The 19587-nt window shown below is 40.8% G+C and carries 21 protein-coding genes; 6 read left to right on the top strand and 15 right to left on the bottom strand.

Going from position 1 to position 19587, the window contains the following annotated elements:
• Positions 1–308 precede the first annotated feature (308 nt).
• Positions 309–1484 carry a DUF6051 family protein gene (locus T426_RS0100890; protein WP_148303642.1) on the top strand — a complete coding sequence of 392 codons (1176 nt, stop codon included), beginning with the start codon at positions 309–311 and terminating at the stop codon, positions 1482–1484.
• Between the two features lie 21 nt (positions 1485–1505).
• Here T426_RS0100890 and folK read toward each other — a convergent pair whose 3' ends face one another.
• The 7 genes from folK to T426_RS0100855 form a co-directional block, all read right to left on the bottom strand.
• Complete coding sequence (gene folK / locus T426_RS0100885) at positions 1506–1883, bottom strand: 2-amino-4-hydroxy-6-hydroxymethyldihydropteridine diphosphokinase (protein WP_025862654.1); 378 nt, start codon at positions 1881–1883, stop codon at positions 1506–1508.
• Positions 1880–2230, bottom strand: a complete 351-nt coding sequence (locus T426_RS0100880) for a dihydroneopterin aldolase (protein ID WP_025862653.1) — start codon at positions 2228–2230, stop codon at positions 1880–1882. The genes folK and T426_RS0100880 overlap by 4 nt, the downstream gene beginning before the upstream one ends.
• 72 nt (positions 2231–2302) lie before the next feature.
• A complete protein-coding gene (locus T426_RS0100875; protein WP_025862652.1) occupies positions 2303–3022 on the bottom strand; it encodes an SDR family NAD(P)-dependent oxidoreductase in 720 nt (239 codons plus the stop codon).
• Positions 3023–3107: 85 nt separating this feature from the next.
• Positions 3108–3818, bottom strand: coding sequence for a pirin family protein (locus T426_RS0100870; RefSeq protein ID WP_025862651.1), 711 nt, complete (start codon positions 3816–3818; stop codon positions 3108–3110).
• A 34-nt stretch (positions 3819–3852) separates the two neighbouring features.
• A complete protein-coding gene (locus T426_RS0100865) occupies positions 3853–4446 on the bottom strand; it encodes a YceI family protein (protein WP_025862650.1) in 594 nt (197 codons plus the stop codon).
• 83 nt (positions 4447–4529) lie between these two features.
• The gene (locus tag T426_RS0100860; protein WP_025862649.1) at positions 4530–5420 is read right to left on the bottom strand and encodes a helix-turn-helix domain-containing protein; all 891 of its coding nucleotides are present in this window, start codon (positions 5418–5420) and stop codon (positions 4530–4532) included.
• Between the two features lie 3 nt (positions 5421–5423).
• Positions 5424–5837: an OsmC family protein gene (locus T426_RS0100855; protein WP_025862648.1), complete on the bottom strand. Its 414-nt coding sequence runs from the start codon at positions 5835–5837 to the stop codon at positions 5424–5426.
• A 102-nt stretch (positions 5838–5939) separates the two neighbouring features.
• Here T426_RS0100855 and T426_RS0100850 point away from each other — a divergent pair, with 102 nt between their 5' ends.
• Positions 5940–6638, top strand: a complete 699-nt coding sequence (locus tag T426_RS0100850; RefSeq protein ID WP_025862647.1) for a Crp/Fnr family transcriptional regulator — start codon at positions 5940–5942, stop codon at positions 6636–6638.
• A 40-nt stretch (positions 6639–6678) separates the two neighbouring features.
• On the opposite strand, the gene T426_RS0100845 is transcribed toward T426_RS0100850, so the two are convergent.
• From T426_RS0100845 to T426_RS0100825, 5 genes are all read right to left on the bottom strand, one after another.
• Positions 6679–7881, bottom strand: coding sequence for a murein hydrolase activator EnvC family protein (locus tag T426_RS0100845; protein WP_025862646.1), 1203 nt, complete (start codon positions 7879–7881; stop codon positions 6679–6681).
• A gap of 3 nt (positions 7882–7884) precedes the next feature.
• Positions 7885–8766 carry a lipoprotein insertase outer membrane protein LolB1 gene (lolB1, locus tag T426_RS0100840; protein ID WP_487042761.1) on the bottom strand — a complete coding sequence of 294 codons (882 nt, stop codon included), beginning with the start codon at positions 8764–8766 and terminating at the stop codon, positions 7885–7887.
• Positions 8767–8768: 2 nt separating this feature from the next.
• Positions 8769–10538, bottom strand: coding sequence for a tetratricopeptide repeat protein (locus T426_RS0100835; RefSeq protein WP_025862644.1), 1770 nt, complete (start codon positions 10536–10538; stop codon positions 8769–8771).
• A gap of 36 nt (positions 10539–10574) precedes the next feature.
• Positions 10575–11009 carry a dUTP diphosphatase gene (dut, locus tag T426_RS0100830; protein ID WP_025862642.1) on the bottom strand — a complete coding sequence of 145 codons (435 nt, stop codon included), beginning with the start codon at positions 11007–11009 and terminating at the stop codon, positions 10575–10577.
• Positions 11010–11092: 83 nt separating this feature from the next.
• Positions 11093–12562: a lipopolysaccharide biosynthesis protein gene (locus T426_RS0100825; RefSeq protein WP_025862641.1), complete on the bottom strand. Its 1470-nt coding sequence runs from the start codon at positions 12560–12562 to the stop codon at positions 11093–11095.
• A gap of 289 nt (positions 12563–12851) precedes the next feature.
• On the opposite strand from T426_RS0100825, the gene T426_RS0100820 reads away from it, so the two are divergent.
• Positions 12852–13931: a glutaminyl-peptide cyclotransferase gene (locus T426_RS0100820; RefSeq protein WP_025862640.1), complete on the top strand. Its 1080-nt coding sequence runs from the start codon at positions 12852–12854 to the stop codon at positions 13929–13931.
• Positions 13932–13988: 57 nt separating this feature from the next.
• Here the strand turns inward: T426_RS0100820 and ruvB are convergent, their stop codons facing one another.
• Both ruvB and T426_RS0100810 read right to left on the bottom strand, forming a co-directional pair.
• Entirely contained in the window at positions 13989–15014 is a 1026-nt protein-coding gene (gene ruvB, locus T426_RS0100815) for a Holliday junction branch migration DNA helicase RuvB (protein ID WP_025862639.1), read from the bottom strand.
• 56 nt (positions 15015–15070) lie between these two features.
• On the bottom strand, positions 15071–15475 hold the full coding sequence (locus T426_RS0100810; protein ID WP_025862638.1) for a response regulator: 405 nt from the start codon (positions 15473–15475) through the stop codon (positions 15071–15073).
• A 731-nt stretch (positions 15476–16206) separates the two neighbouring features.
• Here T426_RS0100810 and T426_RS0100805 point away from each other — a divergent pair.
• Together T426_RS0100805 and T426_RS0100800 are read left to right on the top strand one after the other, a co-directional pair.
• The gene (locus tag T426_RS0100805; RefSeq protein ID WP_025862637.1) at positions 16207–17586 is read left to right on the top strand and encodes a lactate utilization protein B; all 1380 of its coding nucleotides are present in this window, start codon (positions 16207–16209) and stop codon (positions 17584–17586) included.
• Complete coding sequence (locus T426_RS0100800; protein ID WP_051538391.1) at positions 17583–18029, top strand: RrF2 family transcriptional regulator; 447 nt, start codon at positions 17583–17585, stop codon at positions 18027–18029. The genes T426_RS0100805 and T426_RS0100800 overlap by 4 nt, the downstream gene beginning before the upstream one ends.
• On the opposite strand, the gene T426_RS22315 is transcribed toward T426_RS0100800, so the two are convergent.
• Positions 18026–18412 (bottom strand): VanZ family protein, encoded by a 387-nt coding sequence (locus tag T426_RS22315; RefSeq protein WP_025862635.1) that lies wholly within the window; start codon positions 18410–18412, stop codon positions 18026–18028. The two genes, T426_RS0100800 and T426_RS22315, sit on opposite strands and share 4 nt — an antisense overlap.
• 32 nt (positions 18413–18444) lie before the next feature.
• Between T426_RS22315 and hemW the strand changes: the two genes are divergently transcribed.
• On the top strand, positions 18445–19572 hold the full coding sequence (hemW, locus tag T426_RS0100790) for a radical SAM family heme chaperone HemW (protein ID WP_025862634.1): 1128 nt from the start codon (positions 18445–18447) through the stop codon (positions 19570–19572).
• Positions 19573–19587 lie beyond the last annotated feature (15 nt).

Genomic DNA, 19587 nt, shown 5'->3' with positions numbered 1-19587 from the left:
GATAAAAGTAAACATATTTCAACTGCCAATATTCGAACGAGGCAGCATCCCATTCGAATTTCCATTCAAAACTACACTTCCGTGGCAAATCCGCAAAATTTGAAAATGGCGACCACTTCGAATAAGAATAAGCACACCCAATTTGCCCCGAATTTTATCCCTGAATACGAAATTTCATCCCCTAAATAAAGTTTCCATCCCAAATCGGGAGCATTTATAACAACGGGGTAAAATCACTATAACCGAGCCGGTATATTGACCTAACTTGCAAGTGAAAATACTGATTATCAACCATACTGAAAATTGCGATGACAAGAGAGTATACAGAGATGCAACAGATGATTGCGGCAAACTTTGTGGCGGACCAGCCGGAAATTAAATTAGAAAATTGCCAGGTTCGTATTCGGAATTTTCAATTTCATTCGGAATTCAGGAAAAAGCGCAGTTGGAAAGATTTATTCCCGGCTTCACAGTCTGGTGATGAGTTACTGGCGACCAGTTATCCGGAAAATGACCAGTTCTGGTATCCTGTTTTTGTACCACATGAGAACAGAAAACCAGACGAAGCCATTTTGTTATTACATGGGTTGAATGAACGAACCTGGGACAAGTATTTCTCATGGGCAGATTATCTGGCCGAACATACTGGCAAACCTGTCATCTTGTTTCCCATCGCGTTTCACATGAACCGCTCTCCGAAAAAGTGGACCAATCCGAGAGAAATGAACTCGGTGGTAAGAGAACGGAAAACCAGCTCGTCAGAATTAAAAGAGCTTTCATTCGCTAACGCTGCATTAAGTTCGCGGTTGGATGAACGTCCCGAGCAGTTTTTTCTTTCAGGCGCTCAAAGCTACCAGGATATCGTCAGTTTGCTGAAACAAATAACGAAGGGAGAACATGAACTCTTCCCGGAAGGAACTAAAATTGACTTCTTTGCTTATTCCATAGGAGCATTCCTTTCGGAAATCCTTTTTCTGTCCAATCCGAAGGGTTTGCTGAAGGATGCGCGGCTGTTTATGTTTTGCGGTGGCCCGACTTTCGACCAAATGAACGGAGCGTCAAAATACATCATGGACAACCAGGCTTTTCTCTCCCTGCGTCAGATGTTTTTTCACAAACGAAACCGGGAGATACGGGCAATTCTGAAGATGTACGGCATTCTCCGCTTTCGCGAGATGTGGAGGTCCTTCGTGACCATGTTGCGAATTGAAAAAAAACAACGAAAAAGAGAGCATTTCTTCAAAAAATACAATCAACAGATTTATTCCATTGCCCTGGTAAAAGATAAAGTTATGCCGCCCGATGCCATCGATCGGACACTACACGGAAGAAAGGGCGACGTGCCGGTTCCCATGGAAGTGCTTGATTTTCCGTTTTCTTACAGCCACGAAAATCCTTTTCCGGTAAGTAATAATGGAATAGCGAAAGATGTAGATGAAAGTTTCCGCCAGGTATTCAGCAAAGCGGCTGCTTTTTTAAGCTAAAAACATAAGATTGGTTTTGATTCAGAGCACTTCGTCGACAGCGTTCTTTAAAAATTCACGGGAATAATAATCGCGATCGACTACTTTACCGTTCCATACAACTACATCAAGGTCGATGGTTCTGGGTCCGAAACGGGGCTGCGAGCGGTCCCGTTTCAACCGATCTTCAATATTTTTCAGGTATGCTGCGAATTCCAACTGCTTCATCGAAGTGGAAACCTTGACGGCGCCATTCATGAAAGCCGGCTGATCGGTAATACCGATGGGTTCGGTTTCTACCATCGCCGAAACCGATAGAAGTGTCTGTTCTTCTTCCAAAATGCGAAGTGCTTCCCGGATATTCTCTTCCGGTTGAATATTGGAACCGACACCAACCACACAGGTGTTTACTTTGCTCATCTCTCGTCCTCCATTACAACCGAAACCGATTCGGCAAATCGCAAAGCGTGGGGTTTGTCTACTTCTACCCTGGCGCGCATTACCCGCTCATCTTTCATAATGAGTGAGAGAATTTCGTGGGTTAGCCGTTCCAGTAAATTAAACTCACTCTCCTGTACAAGGCTTATCACTTGTTTGGTAATCGCTTTATAATCGTAGATACCTTCCGATTCATCGGTTTCTATTGCTTTTTGAGTATCGACTTCTATCTCGATATTTATCAGCACATCCTGACGGTTTTTGCGCTCGTCGGGATTAAATCCGATAATGGTTCGTATCAGCAGATCTTTAATGCGTATGAGGGCCATAAAATGGAGAATCTAAGTTAGCAAGCAAAAAATAGCACTTCGATAAATAAAAACAAAATGATTGGTGAAAAGTTAAAGCAATTGTTCGCCGCTGTCGCAGAATAAAACCTGCCCGGTCAGATTCTCATTCTCCAAAATATAGGAAAGACTTTGCAAAACCGGCTTCAAACCCGCCGGCTCTTTCAGTGGAGTTGACTCAGCTAACGTATTCAGATAGGTTTCATCCTTTCCTTCCGGAGGAAGAACGGCACCAGGGGCAATAGCATTTACCCGGAATGCCGGAGCCAATTCCACAGCACTCATTTGGGTAAGTTCCCAGAGTACTTTCTTGGACAAACTGTAAGCGGCATGTGAAAAGGAGTTCTTCCGTACCCGGGTGTCCACCAAATTGACAATGACGCCATTGTCGGCGTGAATAGCAAATTCGCGGGTAAGAATGAAAGGAGCGATAAAATTGACCTGCAGATTTCTCTGCAACAACATGGAAGAGGTATCTTGTATCGTGCCCGGCTGAAAAACAGAAGCATTATTAACCAGCAAATCGAGCCCGGCAAAAACGCTGATTACGTTGGAAATCAAACTTTCGACATCCGGAACATGATTCAAATCGGCCTGAAACAAACGATAGGTTCCGCGACTATTGATATGTTTCAGCTCTTTCTTTAATTCAGCTGCTGCTGTTTCCGAATGGTGAAAATGAAGTGCCAAATCCCATCCTGACTGTGCCAGGTGCAATGCAACGGCTCGTCCGATACGTTTGGCACTTCCGGTAATTAGAGCCACTTTTCGCATACCTCGTGGTTTTTATTTTCACTAAAGGTACGACGAAAGAGAATCATATAAAAAGGTCGAAAAACCCTTACTACTATTGCGAAAATTAATTCATGGGAATTTCCATAACGAGGAATTTCGCCTGTTCTTTACTCTTTACCAAAAACTCGGGAACATCGTAAATTCCCATTCCATCGCGGCTTTTCAGCGTATCTCCATCCACTTCCAATTCTCCGTCAATCACAAACAGGTATACACCACTGTTGCCGGAATGCATTAGATATTTCATCTCTTTATCAGCATCTGTTTCGGCCAATGAAAACCAGGCATCCTGATGAATGAAAAGTGATTCGCCTTCCCCGTTGGGTGTCACCACAGTCAGGAACTGATTTTTCATCTTCGAGGTATCAAATCGTTTCTGATCGTACCTCGGTGTTAAATTCCGCTCGCTCGGGAAAACCCAGATTTGCAGCAAATTCACCTCTTCTTCCTGAGAAGGATTAAACTCGGAATGCGTAATTCCCGAGCCAGCAGTCATAACCTGAACCTCGCCCGCTTCAATGACGGAACCATTCCCCATGCTATCGCGGTGTTCCAATTGTCCTTCCAACGGAATGGTAATAATTTCCATATTATTGTGTGGGTGCGTTCCGAAGCCCATTCCAGGTTTCACGATGTCATCGTTCAGTACCCGAAGCAAACCAAATTGGATGCGATCGGGATTGTAATAATCAGCAAAACTGAATGAGTGCCAGGTATTGAGCCACCCATGATTGAAATGACCACGGGTTTCGGCTCTATGAATTACTTTTTGCATGATAATTTCCTTTCTGTTTCTGAAAGTTGATTGGTTACTTTTCAGCTACCAAACTAAATTCCAGGGTAAAAACATCGTCAATCATTTTGTCACCCAAATTGGAAAAGAACGATCCGGAACCATACTTGATACCATACTTTGTCCTATCGACAGGAATTGTTCCGGTGGCTTCCAGCTTGTTTCCAGTTACCGAAATATTTGAATCGAATTCAACCGGCTTTGTAATTCCTTTGATGGTCAGATCTCCTGTCAAATGATACAGATTTCCACCTTTGGATTCTACTTTGTTAATCACCAATCTCGAAACCGGATACTTTTCTACTCCAAAGAAATCGTCGGAACGCAAATGCCCAATCAATTTCTGATTCCATTCCGGGTCGGTTAAATCCAAATCCTTGATAGTGGCCATGTCGACAACAAGACTTCCACCAGTCAATTGATTGTCTTTCACGTCCAGATTACCTTCTTTAAAAGCAATCGTTCCATGATGGCTTCCAGCCACCTTTTTGCCTGTCCATTTAATTGTACTCGCATCTTTATTAACCTGATAGGACTGAGCCAATGCAGGAGTTACAGTCCCTACAAGCAAAGCGAGAACCACAGCCAGTTTATTTACCTTTACTTTCATAATTGTCAATTTTTGGTTTTTAATTGAATTATGATACAAAGGTATAACTGACTGGTATTCCCGTAAATGGACAAAAATATACTTTACTTGTACTTTTTACGCGAGAGTTCTCGGAAATCAGAAAGGGAAGTACCGGTGTACTTTTTGAAAAACCGGCTAAAATAGGCAGGATCGTCAAATCCCATTTCAATACCAATCTCCTTGATAGACATATCGGTAGTAAACAAAAGTCGTTTAACTTCCGTGATAATGCGGTTACGAATCATTTCGCCCGCTGTAATTCCGGAAGTCCTTCGGGTAACGCTATTCAGGCACGAGGGCTGCATATTTAGTTTTTCGGCGTAAAACGCTACGCCTTTCTCTTCACGGTAGTATTTATTTATCAACGATTTAAATTCTATAATAGAAGAATTGGGAGCATCTCCGGCTTCAACTTCTTCTTCCTGATTCTGCTCTTCGTAAATACGCGATGCTTCGAGAAAAAACAAGTTGAGCAAATTAAGGACAATACTGCGTGAAAATTTATCGTGCCGGTTATACTCCTTCATCAGTTTGTCCACAATCATCTCGAAAGCAGGAATGTCTTCATCGGTGAGTGTAATCATGCTTTTGAAAGTATGATTGAAGAATATCTCGTATTCGCGGACAGGAATATTGGAATCAAAATTCATCCGGATGAATTCTTCATTGAAAATGAAGGTAACGCCATCGCAATACTTATCGAGAATCATTCGGTGACGGATACCTGGCGGAACAAACAGAATGCTGTTTCCCGCCAGTGTATATTCAACAAAATCGGTAGCATGAACCACTTCACCCGTTTTTATCCAGAAGACTGAATAGTAATCATGCAAATGAAAAGCCTCCGATTGATTTTCCGCTTTGTAATCACAAATAGTCATCAACCGAAAGAACCACTGGTCGTTGGTCCAGCCTTTATGCGGGTCTAATTTTTCGATTACAGGTATAACCATAGGTCAGACGATTCGTATTTCCGAAGTCATATCCAATGCTTCGCGATAAACCGCACTTACGCCACAATACTTTTCTTCTGATAATTGAACAGCTCTCTCCAGCTTAGCTAACGGAAGGTCTTTTCCGCTAAACTGATAGATTACTTTCATCTTATCGTATTTCTTCGGATGTTCATCTGTTACATCCGCTTCAACGATAACATTGAATTTATCGGGTATAATTTTCATTTTTCGTAACATCGATATCACGTCCATGGCAGTGCAACCTGCTAATGCTAATAGCATTAGTTTCTTGGGCCGGGGTCCTTTATCTGTGCCACCGTTTTCTTCCGAAGCATCAATCGTAAGGCGGTGTCCGTCTAAAACCGTGTCGAAAAACATGTTTTCATGCCATGCTAAATCCACCATATGTTTCATAATATCAGGCTTTAAGTGTTAATCAAGCATTTTTAGTTATTCGAACCGTAAATTGTATATTTACGAAATCTAAAAACTATTCAATTCAATCGCATTTTCAGAATGAGAAATTATAATGAACCCATAGAGGAGGAGGCCGATCTTTCCAAATTCCGTTTCTTTCAGACATTAACAACGGACGAAATGGAAAGGTTGAATTATGAAAAGACCTGTTCATTTTACAAGAAGGGAAGCGTAATCTATAGGGAAGGTAACCGGTTAACCGGATTTTACTGTATCACCCGTGGGATTCTGAAAATTTATAAAACCGGAATCGACGGCAAAGAGCAGATCATCCGCTTTGTAAAGAAAGGAGATATCATTGCTTATCGTTCTTTACTTAGTCAGGAATCGGCATGTACCACCGCCAAAGTTATCGAAGACGCCGTTTTATGCCACATTCCATACAAGACTTTGCTGTATCTGATTGATGAAAACTCGAAGTTTTCGCTGGCGATGCTGCGTATTGTTTGTGCCGAGCTGAAAGATGCCAACGATTTCATCACAGACATTGCACAGAAAACGGTTCGCGAACGACTTGCTGAAGTTTTACTGTTGTTGAAAGACAGCTTTGACCTGGACGACAATAAAACGCTCCAAATTTCGCTTACGCGGGAAGAATTGGCCAATATGGTTGGTACGGCGACAGAATCCGTTATTCGGCTTCTTTCGGAGTTTAAACACGACCAATTGATCGAGCTTCACGGAAGGAAAATACGAATCATCGATTTACCCGGATTGACAAGGGTAGCCAACTTATAAAATGAAAAAGCTGTCTTTGGGGGACAGCTTTTTTTGTTCGCTATTTTTTTACAATCCAATCCTCGGGATTTTGCTTTTTATTCTCGTGCCAAAGCTGAAACTTCAAAACGGTTTTGTTATCTCCCGGATCGGTGTATATTTTTCCAATTTCCTGTTTCGTTTCCACTTTTTGTCCCGCACGAACAAACACATCGCTCAGATTGGAATAAACGGTAAGGTAATTTCCGTGGCGGATAATTACGGCCATGTTACCGCCCGGTATAGCCACTACGCGCGAAACCGTTCCTCTGAAAATAGCACGTGCTTTTTCACCTGCACTCGTTGTAATATCGATACCGTTATTCCGCACCATCACACGTTTCAGTACCGGATGGGCGTGTTCCCCAAACTCCTCAGTAATCAAACCGCGGTCAACCGGCCAGGGGAAACGTCCCTTGTTTTTTCCAAAATCAGCGGACAGTTCCTTTTCGGCGGGCGTTAAACTGAAGCCTTTCTTATTTTTGGCTGCACTTTTCTTCGCTTCTTCAGCAATGATGCGCTCAATCTCATTTTGAAGACGTTGTTCAACCTTACGCTGCTGTTCCAACTTCTTCTTTAAATCGCGCCGCTTTTTCTGAAGGTTAGCGTAATACTGGTTTTGCTGGTTCTTTTGCTGACGTATTTGATTTGATTCGTCTCGCTTCTGCCCCAACATCTCTTCCTTCTCTTTGCGGCGCTTTTCCAAATCAGCCAGTTTGCTGTCCAAAATATCTTTCACAGCAACAATTGCTTCCACTTGCTTTTTCCGGTAATCGGCATATTGCCGCAAGTAAAGAAACCGTTTGTAAGCCTGGTTGAAATCCTCGGCTGATAACAAAAACAAAAGCTTGCTATTGGCATCAGCGTTCCTCCTGGCATACCGAATCATCTGAGCATAATTGTCCCGAATCTTCTTTAAATCGGAAGTCAGGCTATTGACTACGTATGCATTGTCGGAAATTGAACTGTCGAGGTAAGCAATTTCACCGTTAATTTCACTAATTAGCTGTGTACGTAACCTGATTTGCCTATTTAGAAGCGCCAGCCGGTTTAATGAAGTCTGCGCGTGTTTACTGGTCTCTTCCAATAATTGATTGGTATACTTGATCTCTTCAGCTGTTTTTTGCTTTTTCTTTCGAAGCTCAGAAAGCGACTGAGCTGAAGCCGATGTGACTCCTGCCAGCACAAAAAACAAAGCTATCAAAATGCCAGTACACCTTTTCATGGATTAGTTCAGCAATATTTGTTTGTATTTCGATGGAATTCTAAAATTAAAAGATTCCGGTTGATCAAACGAAATCCGGCTGAGTTTTACTTTTACCTCGTAATTTTCCTTGCCGGTGTATTTGAGACGGATTTCCTCCGGAAACCATCGACCATCAATCATCTCAAAATGGGAGAAATCCAAACTCATGGTACGATTATAATCGATATCGTTAAATACCAGTTTTCGTATCACAAACCTGTTCGGGTCCACGTAAATATCCTGCCTTATTAAATGCTCTTCATCAAAGCGGTTTCGGTATCGTTCCAATTTTTCCTCCTTCCGGATAACCTTCCGCAACTTTCGATCTTTCATTGACGAAATCCGGTACATACCATCATCAATTACACAATGAAAATCTCTGAAATCGCGGTCTTTCGGATTATTTCGAAACGAAAAGAGCTGGTTGGTGAAAATTGCTTCGAACATATCAAAGCCAATGTCCATCCCCATTCGCTTTGATAAATAATTCAAAGCACCTTCGTAATACTCTTTGTCGATATAATAAACCGCCCGGAAGGTATCGGGGGTAATCTCCAGTTTACCTACCGGAATGGTAGCTTTCTGTGCATTAATCTGTATAACACTATCTCTTTTAATTCGGTACGAAGCCCTGAATGAATGGCTCTTACCTTGCGCTTCCACACTAACTGAAACTCGTTTAACAGACATGTTTTCATAAGATGGCTCATTCACTGAAACGTTCTTCAAAATACGTCCACAGCTCATGTGCCTAATCTTCCTGGCCGTCGTAATTTTTTCAGTCGATTTACATGAAAATAAAAGTGTTGCTATGATGCCAACCCAGATAAAACGGAATACAACTCTCCTGGTAATTTTTAACACGGTTAATTCGGATTTTCTTCGATGTAGGTTTTCTTCTTAATTTTCTCTTTCAGCGTAGGTGAGTCATTTCCCATTTTCTCCGACTTTTCCCAATTTTCCAAAGCTTTGTCTTTTTCATCAAGGAAATAAAGAATATCGCCATAATGCTCGAGCAGAACCGGATTTTTATCGTTGTCGTTCCGGATGGCAGACTCCATATAGAATTTAGCCAACTTGTAATCTTTCTTCTTGAAAAGCACCCAGGCATAAGTATCCAGGAAGGTTGCATTATCCGGATTGGCTTGCACAACCTTACCACTCAACTTTTCGGCCAATTGTAAACTGTCGTTTCTCAATGACAGATAGTACGCATAGTTGTTCATCGCGGTGTAGTTGGTCGGATCGAGCTGTACAACTTTGTCGAACATGGCGTATGCCTCCTTCAGTTTCTTCATTTTGTACAACGCTTCCGCACGATACATATAAAACTGCGAGCTCACCTGATTATTATCGCCGACATACTGTTGCCCCTTGTCTAAAATAGAAATAACATCCTGGTATTTTTCCATTTGTAAAGCACCAACTGCCTTCATGATGTATACAAGCGGCTGACTCGGGAAGTATTTGAGCGCATCATCACCATCGGTGTACATGGCCTTCCAGTCCTGCAAGTTATTGTCGAGGAACAGCAATCGTTGCCAGTACTGAATATTATCCTTATTCATTCCCACCACAATACGCATCTCATCACGGGCCTTTTCAATCTTATTCTGCTGGATAAGGTAATCCACATACATGGCACGGGGACGCTCATCATCCATGTTGGCATTCATCATTGCTTTTAGCAATTCGAGCTCCTGAGCATCGGTCACCTTGTCGCTATCCTTACGAGCAATCATCGCATACATCTGAATCTTCGTATCAACATCCAGGTTTGGATTTTTGAACGCTAATAACAAATGTTTATATGCTTCATCCGGTTTTCCGCTTTCGCGATAAAAATTAGCCAGCGAAATTTGCACAAAACCGTTATCCGGATTGATTTTCAAAATTTTATGGTAAAACTCCAATGCTTTCGCACTATCTCCGTCGGCCAGGTACATATCGGCCAACAAACCGTAGTAACGGGTATCTTTCGGATTGTTTTTAATCAATCCTTCAATTTCATTAAATGCTTCTTTCTTTTTCCCCATTTTGAGGTAAAGCTGCTGTTTCGCCACCGCTATTTGTTCCAGCGGGCCTGTCGATTGTTGAAGTACATCAAATGCTTTCAACGCATCTTCGTACTTACCAGCCTGGGCCAGCAATGAAGCATGATAATACTTGTAATCATCGTTTCCGGGAACCAGAATGGCCAGCTGTCCGTATTGGTCGGCCGCTTTATCGAACTGTTTATTTTGCTGATAAACGCGCGCCAACATCAAATGGTAATATTCATTTTCGGGATTGTTGGCAACTGCTTTTTCGAGCAATAACATCGCGCTGGTAAAATCCCCTTTGGCAATGTGAATATTTGCCAACTCGAACATGGCTGTCGAAGAAGAAGGATCAATTTCGAGGCAACGCGAGAAAATAGGGATGGCTTTATCAATATTTCCCAATGCTTTCTGCTTTAACCCTTCAATTAACAAATATTGAAATTCCCTTTCCTGATCTTTGGTAACCTGAGTTGTTTCCTGTGCCACCTGTTTTTCAGGAGTTTTCTGTGCCACTTGTTTTGTTGCTGTACAAGATGACAAACCAACGAGGGCCAGAAACAGAACCCAGTAGGTAATTGTATTTTTTCTAATCATGGTGTTAATTAATAGCACCGTGTGCCTGTGTATAATTTAATTTTTTCCGGTGTGCCCGAATCCGCCTTCACCGCGAACTGTTTCAACCAATTCAGTCACTTTCACCCATTCCACTTTTTCGTGCTGAGCGACTACCATTTGTGCAATACGCTCGCCATCGGAAATAACAAATTCTTCGGAGGAAAGATTGATGAGGATAACCCTAATTTCACCACGATAATCAGCATCGATGGTTCCGGGAGAATTCAAAACGGTAATGCCTTTTTTCAAAGCAAGACCGCTACGGGGTCGAACCTGTGCTTCGTATCCTACAGGAAGTTCAATAAAAAGTCCAGTAGGAACCAGCGTACGTTCAAGGGGTTTTAAAACAATATCTTGTTTCAGGCTGGCCCTCAAATCCATACCGGCTGAGTGTTCAGTGCTATAGTGCGGCAGAGGGTGACCTGAATGATTGACAATTTTCACTTCCATATGTTCATTTCGGTATTTAACTCGCTAAGATATAAAACTTAAGCGAAACCAATTAGTTAAAAAATGTTTTGCCTTGTCAAGTCCTAAACAAACAAACGTTTCAGTTCTCTTTTTTCTTTTACAACAACAAATCCCAGGAAAATCAAGATGACAATTGTCCGAAGGGCATAATGAATGACAATATTCGATATGTTGATGTTCACTCCTACAGCATAAAGGACCAAGGCAACGACAAAATAAAGTGCTACTCTTTTCAAATCGTATTTTACCGGGAAATGTTTTTGTCCAAGAATATAAGAAGCAACGGTCATAGCAACCGAAGCGACCAAAAATGCCAACGCTGATGCCATATATCCCAGAACCGGAATAAACAACACATTTAATCCAATGGTGATTACAGCTCCCAACAACGCCAGTTTGGCGCCGTAACTGGTTTTATCGGTCAGTTTGTACCATAGCGAGAGGGTATAAAATATTCCCTGAAAGAAATATCCCATCAGGATGAAGGGAACAATTCGCAAACCCTCGTAATAACGGGACCCAATAAAATACTTGGCCATACCAATGTACAGCATCACGCCCAGAAAGATGATCAGTCCGAAAATGACAAAGTATTTCATCACCAGGGCATAAGTCATTTTCGAATCTTCTCCTTTGTAATGTGAAAAGAAAAACGGTTCGAACGAATAACGGAATGCCTGAATAAAGAGGTTCATCAGAACAGCCAGCTTGAAGTTGGCCGCATAAATTCCCAGTTGTTTCAAACCATCAACTGATGCAGGTAATAATTTTGGCATCAGTATTTTTTCGATATTCTGATTTGCCATTCCGGCCAAACCAACAATAAGCAAAGGCCATCCATACCGAAGCATCTGCAGCAGTAATTGCTTGTCGAATACCATTTTCTTTCTGATGAAATCGGGAAAGAGAAGCAGCAACATAACAGCAGATGAAACCAGATTCGAGATAAACACATACCCAATTCCGATATGAGGATTGTAAATGTACCTGAAAATGGAATCGGGATTTGCATCAATAATTTTAGGACAGTAATAAATCAGGAAAATATTTAAACCGATGTTGACAAATATTCCTGTTAGCTTCACGAAAGCAAACCGAACCGGCCGACTTTTGAGGCGAAGCCGCGCAAATGGAATGGAGGTAAATGCGTCGAGCGCTACTGTTAATCCCATCCAACGGATATATTCAGGATGACTGGGGTATTCCATCCAGTCAGCAATATTTCCTGAAAAGACAAAAACTGCCAGCACAAATGAGATTGATGTAACCAGCAACGAAATAAGCGTTGTACTATAAACTTCGTCAGGTTTTTTACTTTTTCCGGCAAACCGGAAGAAAGAAGTTTCCATTCCATAGGTTAGCAGAATCAGCAAAAATGCAACATAGGCATAAACATTACTGACAATACCATATTGTTCCGGAAGAAACATCCGGGTATAGAAAGGAACCAACCACCAGTTAAGAAATCGTCCAATGATGCTCGAACCACCATAAATGACGGTTTCTCCGGCCAGTTTTTTCAGTGCGCTCAAATCGGTGCTTTATTAACGATGAATTATTTTACTTTTACAAATATAAGGTTAGCCGTTGTACATCGAAGAGACTTTGCGAGAAAGCGCAAAATTTTTTACTTCGTCGCTCAAACGTATTTATTCACATGAATTATTGACACTTCACTACCGTGGAAAGCAGTAAACAAAAGCGTTCCACGTGAAGCAATTTTAATAAATCAGGCAAAATTGTTAATAACTGCCGAAAATTTTGAAAATTTGCCGCTGACCATTACCATTTTTAAATTTCGTTGTTTGTTTACCAGTTGATATGATGAAAAAGTTAGCTGTTCTCACATTCTTCCTGTCATTAACAGGAATTCTTTTGTTCCAATGTTCAAGTACCCCGAAGCGTTCCCGAAAACCGGTAACATCCATCGAGGTTTTGCCCAAAAGTAAACTGTACCCACAAGGAACTCCATTGACCATCCAAACTAAAACCAATGTAAAAAACGGCACCATCCAGAACATAACTGTAGAGGTTGACGGAAAAACTTACTTCAGCGGAAAAACACTGGAAAACGAAATTAAGGTAGCGACTCATCAAATGTCGATGGGAAAGCATTCCATAAAGGTTACCGCCATCAAAACTGACAGCGTAACGGGTGAAAACTATTCCGATTTTACCATTGTTTCCGATACCAAGCCCGTTGATTACACGTACAAAATTACTGCAACCTACCCTCACAATACTAAATTTTTCACCGAAGGTTTACTGATTCACGACGGTTATTTGTACGAAGGAACGGGGGAAAAAGGTCAATCAGTAATTGCTAAACAAATTCTGAAGACTGGAAAAATTGTACAGGAGAAGAAGCTGGACAACAAATACTTTGGTGAAGGAATTTCCATACTAAACAACAAACTCTACCAGCTTACCTATAAGGCGCAAACCGGCTTTATTTATAATGCCAAAACATTCGATAAAACCGGAGATTGGCATTTTGACGCCAAAGAAGGGTGGGGATTGACTAACGATGGAACGAATCTCATCATGAGTGACGGAACAGAAAACCTCCGTTTTCTCAACCCTGACAATCTTCAGGTTATAAAAACATTGAGTGTTTACGATAACAAAGGCGCCGTAAAATTTCTGAACGAATTGGAATACATCAACGGTGAAATTTGGGCTAATGTCTGGACGACGAATACGATTGTCAGAATTGACCCTAACAATGGAAAAGTACTTGGAAGGATTGATTTAACCGGTTTACTCAGTGTAATGTACCGCGATGAAAATAAACCGATTGATGTATTGAACGGAATTGCCTGGGATGCCAAAACCAACGCCATTTACGTAACCGGAAAACTGTGGCCAAAACTTTTCGAAATTGTCCCTGTAAAGAAATAAATGAAGGAAAAAAGATAAAAGAAAGGCCGGTACTTCATTTGTACCGGCCTTTTTATTTTAAAACAGAGATGGATTATCTCCGTCAATTTTCGATCTTCCCAGGTGATGATAAGCATGCTCTGTAGCTTCCCTCCCACGGGGTGTTCTTTTTAAAAAGCCTTCCTTAATAAGGAAAGGCTCATAAACTTCCTCAATGGTTCCTCCATCTTCACCAACTGCAGTAGCAATCGTACTGATTCCAACCGGGCCTCCCTTAAATTTATCGATAATAGTCGTCAGAATACGGTTATCCATTTCATCCAGCCCATGTTTGTCAATATTGAGGGCCTCTAAGCTAAAACGGGTGATTTCGATGTCTATTTTGCCGTTTCCTTTCACCATGGCAAAGTCACGTACCCGGCGAAGGAGAGCGTTCACTATTCGCGGCGTACCACGGCTTCGTGAGGCTATTTCAAGTGCAGCATCACGATTAATCGGAACATTCAGAATGGAAGCCGATCGTTGCACAATACCTGTCAGTATTTCCGTATCGTAATATTCGAGGTGACAGTTGATTCCAAAACGTGCGCGCAACGGACTTGTTAACAAACCCGACCGGGTAGTAGCTCCAATTAGTGTAAACGGATTTAACTCCAACTGAATGGAACGAGCACTGGGACCTTTATCGATCATGATATCAATCCGGTAATCTTCCATAGCCGAATACAGATATTCTTCCACAACAGGACTTAACCGGTGTATTTCATCGATAAACAGTACGTCATTTGCTTCGAGGTTGGTCAGCAATCCGGCCAAATCACCTGGTTTATCCAATACCGGTCCGGAAGTCAATTTTAAATTAACACCTAATTCATTGGCCAGAATATTTGAGAGGGTAGTTTTTCCTAATCCGGGAGGGCCGTGAAGCAAGACATGATCGAGAGCATCACCCCGCATGAGCGCAGCTTTGACAAATACCTGCAGGTTTTCAACAATCTTAGCCTGCCCTTTAAAATCCTGGAAACGAAGCGGACGTAACTTATTATCAAATTCACGTTCAGTTTCAGAAACCTGATTGCCCCTGAGATCAATGAAGTCGCTCATAGTATAAGGGATTCTTTACCAGGTAAAGTTAGTGAATGAAGGGAGGAAAACAATAATCAGACAATCTTGAGACTCATCAAAATCTCATTGAGCTGATTCATATCAAAGGGCTTGGCAATAAACTCATCCATTCCCCACGAAAGGCATTTTTCACGATCATTATCGAGCGTATTGGCAGTAACAGCGATGATTGGAGTGTATTCGTTCAGCTTATGCTCTTTTTCAATTTTTCTTATCTCCCTAGTCGCTTCCAATCCATCCATCACAGGCATCATTATATCCATCAGAATCAAATCAAATTTCTTCTCTTTGAAAAGATTCACCGCCTCCAGTCCGTTATTAGCAATAGAAACCTTGTGGTTATACTTACGCAGATTGTAAGTAGTAATTTTCTGATTTAGAAAATTATCCTCTACCAGCAGTATGGACAGCCCTTCTTTATTTTGATCTTCAATTTTCAAATCAGCAGAGTTTAGAAACAAATCCCTTTACATATTAATACGATTTTTATGTAAAAGGATACCCTTTGAATTCAAATTATTTTCAAAGTTGTACTACAAATAAATCTATTCGCGGAGAAATAAACAAATCTGAATCCACATCTTCATTTATTATTATTAAAGATAAGATTAAAAATTAAAAATAATGATGTTAATGATATACGGTTTATAACGATCAAAAGTTCATATTTATTCTCTAGGAATAGTTCTTATTAACCTCCATTTTACTTATTCCGACAAGTAATAAACATAACTTTTCCGTATTATTCAGTATTTTAGCGTGATTTCAACAGCTTGTTAAGATCGTTTTGTCAATAGCTGTTTATTTTGTTGAAACGTGTTAATTCCGTGTAAAAGGAGTTGATTTTTTTGAGTGAAATTGATCGCTAACTTTTTTGGATCTTGCAATGGGTCGTTTTAATGGAATTAATTTTCTATTCGCCAAAAATATTTTTCAGATTTTGTCTTTATTTCTTAACATGATTGAAACATTCTATTTCAACATAAGAATCACTTTTTTGGGGTTTAACTTGAAAGAGGGTATGAAGAACAGAATTTTACGGAGTTATCAACGTTGTTAATTACTGTTGAAAACCGGGGATTTTAGCAATTTTACGGTTTTGTAGGTAGTTAATTTCAGGATGAAGAAGTATCCAGAACCGGATGGTCAGTGAACAACATAATATGTTACAATGAAGAAGAAAAAGCGCTTTATTATCGATTCTCAAAACGCTTCCCGAAACGTGGATTTAAGACAGAAGCTGAAGTACAATATTCAACAATATGATAAAGCGTTTTATACAGGAATTAATCGCTTTACCAATCACGAAGCTCTCAGAGAAAGGGCTTCGGATATAAAGGATTTGGTTGTTTCTCACCTGGAAGATTTTCTGGTTCAATTTGAGGAAAATGCTACTAAAAATGGAAGTCAGGTTTTGTGGGCGAACGACAAAGAAGAAGCCATTCAGTTGATTACTAATATACTTTTGGATGAGAAGGTAGAATTGGTCGTTAAAAGCAAATCCATGCTCAGTGAGGAAATTCATTTAAATGAAGAGTTGGAAAAACTGGGGATGGTAAGTCAGGAAACTGATTTGGGGGAATTTATCGTTCAGACTGCCGGTGAACCGCCTTTTCATATTGTAACACCGGCTATGCATAAATCAAAGGAAGACGTAGCAGAGCTTTTCCATGAACACTTTCAAACACCGCTTAGCTCAACCCCGGTTGAGCTGACAAACTTTGTTAGGGAAAAACTACGTATTAAATATCAGGAGGCCGGCGCTGGTATAACCGGTGCTAATTTTCTTATTGCCGATAACGGAAGTGTTGCTTTAACCGAAAACGAAGGAAATGGAGTGATGAGTACTTCTTTTCCAAAGGTACATATCGTCATTTCCGGCATTGAGAAGGTCATTCCTTCGATGAAGGATTTAGGTTTTATCTGGCCTTTGCTGGCTGGACATGGAACCGGACAAAAGATTTCGGCGTATAATTCGATTTTTAACGGCCCCAGGAAGGGCAATGAATCGGACGGTCCTTATAAGCAATTTATTGTTTTAATCGATAATCGACGCTCAGCGTTGTTGGATACCGATGAACATTGGCAAGCTTTGAAATGTATCCGATGCGGCGCTTGTTTAAACGCTTGTCCGATTTACAAAGTGGTTGGCGGGTATACGTACAATACGGTTTATAGTGGCCCTATTGGCTCCGTTATTACACCATACACGACCAGTTTTAAAGAATTTGGTCACCTCAATACAGCCTGTACGCAGTGTGGAAAATGTGAAGAAGTATGCCCGGTTATGATTCCATTGCCCAGATTATTACTTTTAAACCGAAAACTAACAAACGAAAATGGAGGCAATGATTGGCGATGGGACACAGGTATGAAATTTTTTGAATACATTAGCTCTAACCGAAAACTGATGGATTTGACACAAGGCCGTTTAAAAAATTCGGCTGTTTCGATATCCGGAAAAAACTTAATGGGAAAAAATAAATCGATGCCGACTTTTGAAGAGCTCTCCTTTTCGCGGCAATGGAAAATAAAAAGTAAAAACGGATGATGTTATCAAAAACGTGTAAATATGCGGTTCGCGCGGTCATTTATATGGCTGCAAATTATAGGGAAGATCAGAAGTGTGGAATTAAAGTGCTGGCTGAGGAATTACAAATACCAGCGCCTTTTTTAAGTAAAATACTTCAGAAACTAGCGCGTTTCAATGTTTTGATTTCCAATAAAGGACCTAACGGTGGTTTTGCGCTAGCGGCTCCACCAGATAAGATTTCGTTATATCGAGTGGTCGAAATTATTGATGGAAAGGAATTGTTTGAAAGCTGCGTACTTTCCGATGATACTTGTGATGGACGCAGGGAAGCATCTCACGTTTGTGCGCTTCACGATAGTTATTCCGATATCCGAAAACAACTGATTCTTACCTTTAAAGAGAAAATGATTTCTGATTTACTTTCTGAAACAGACGGTTTTCCGGGTAAAATGAAATTCTAACTTAACCACTTACCAATAAATGTATTCTTCAACCAGTACAGGTAAATTATCGTACCGGTAATGGCTCCCATGGAATTAAAGAAAAAATCGCCCCAGCTGCAATCGCGGTTAATGGGTAACTCGTATTGAAGTATTTCAAGCAGGCCTCCTACAAAGATTAGCAGCGAGGCATTAATGAGAATAATTTTTCCGTTGGAATATTTTTTGAACTGATGAAAGTAGCCTGCGAGAAGCAGTGACATAACGAAATACATCGTGAAATGAACCACTTTATCGAAACCAGGTAACGATAATATCGACAACTTTGGAATATCGCCGGCCGGAGTTAAACTTAAGTAGAGAATAACAACAAACCAGGCAATAATTTTAATGTACTTTTGCATTTTGATTTAGATTGAATTGCGAATATACAAAAATGGCGGGCATATACTTTCACATACCTTTCTGTAAAACACATTGTCATTATTGCGACTTCCATACCAGTTGCCGGTTGGCTGACTTACCTGGTGTTATGGAGGCCGAATTTAAAGAGCTTTCTCTCAGGAAAAATTATATTGGCTCGGAGTCGGTTGATACTGTTTATTTGGGCGGAGGGACACCTTCACTGTTGGATCTGGAATATTTATCGAGAATTCGGAACTCCGTTAAATCCCTGTTTGAGGTTAGTGAAGAGGCGGAGTGGACACTCGAGGCTAATCCCGATGATTTAGAGCAAAGGTATCTGTTTGATTTACAGAAGTCAGGTTTTAATCGATTGAGTATCGGCACTCAGAGTTTCGATGGGGAAATTCTCACCTATTTAAATCGACGGCATGATGCGCAACAAGCAGTTAGATCGGTTTTGTTGGCGAGAGAGACCGGATTTCATAATATTTCAGTTGATTTGATATACGGAATTCCCGGTTTAAGCAAAGAAGCGTGGGAGCGATCTGTTGATATGGTAATAGATTTGGATGTGGAACATGTTTCAGCATATCATCTTACTTATCACGAAGGAACTGTGTTGTATCAACGGTTGAAGGACGGAAAGTTGAGTGAGGTCCCTGATGAAGTGAGTCTGGAGCAGTATGAGTATCTCATCAGGGCATTAAAGAAAGCTGGTTACGAACATTACGAAGTGAGCAATTTCGCAAAGCCTGGTTTTTATTCACGACATAATTCTGCTTATTGGAAAGAAAGAAAATATTTAGGTATAGGGCCTTCAGCTCATAGTTATGACGGACAAACCCGGCAATGGAATATTCGGAGTAATCCGCAGTACGTTCAGTTGATTAGCCAGGGAGAGCAATTTTTCGAAATTGAAGAACTGAGTGAAGTTGATCGGTATAACGATTACATTATTACCTCTTTAAGGACCATATGGGGAATTGACGTTCGACGTATTGATAATACATATAATGACGTGTTGGCAGCGTATTTTCAACGGGCTTTGAATAAGTATATTGATTCCGATTTGGTTTATCTCGAAAATCAAGTCCTGCGCTTGACTGAAAAAGGAATTTTCGTTTCCGACCGGATAATGGAGGACTTCTTTTATGCGTGATTGATTAACTTAGTC

This window comes from Prolixibacter bellariivorans ATCC BAA-1284, assembly GCF_000621705.1.
GTDB classification, from domain to species: domain Bacteria; phylum Bacteroidota; class Bacteroidia; order Bacteroidales; family Prolixibacteraceae; genus Prolixibacter; species Prolixibacter bellariivorans.
Note: the sequence above shows the minus strand (reverse complement) of the source record. Positions and strands in the feature narration are given on the sequence as shown.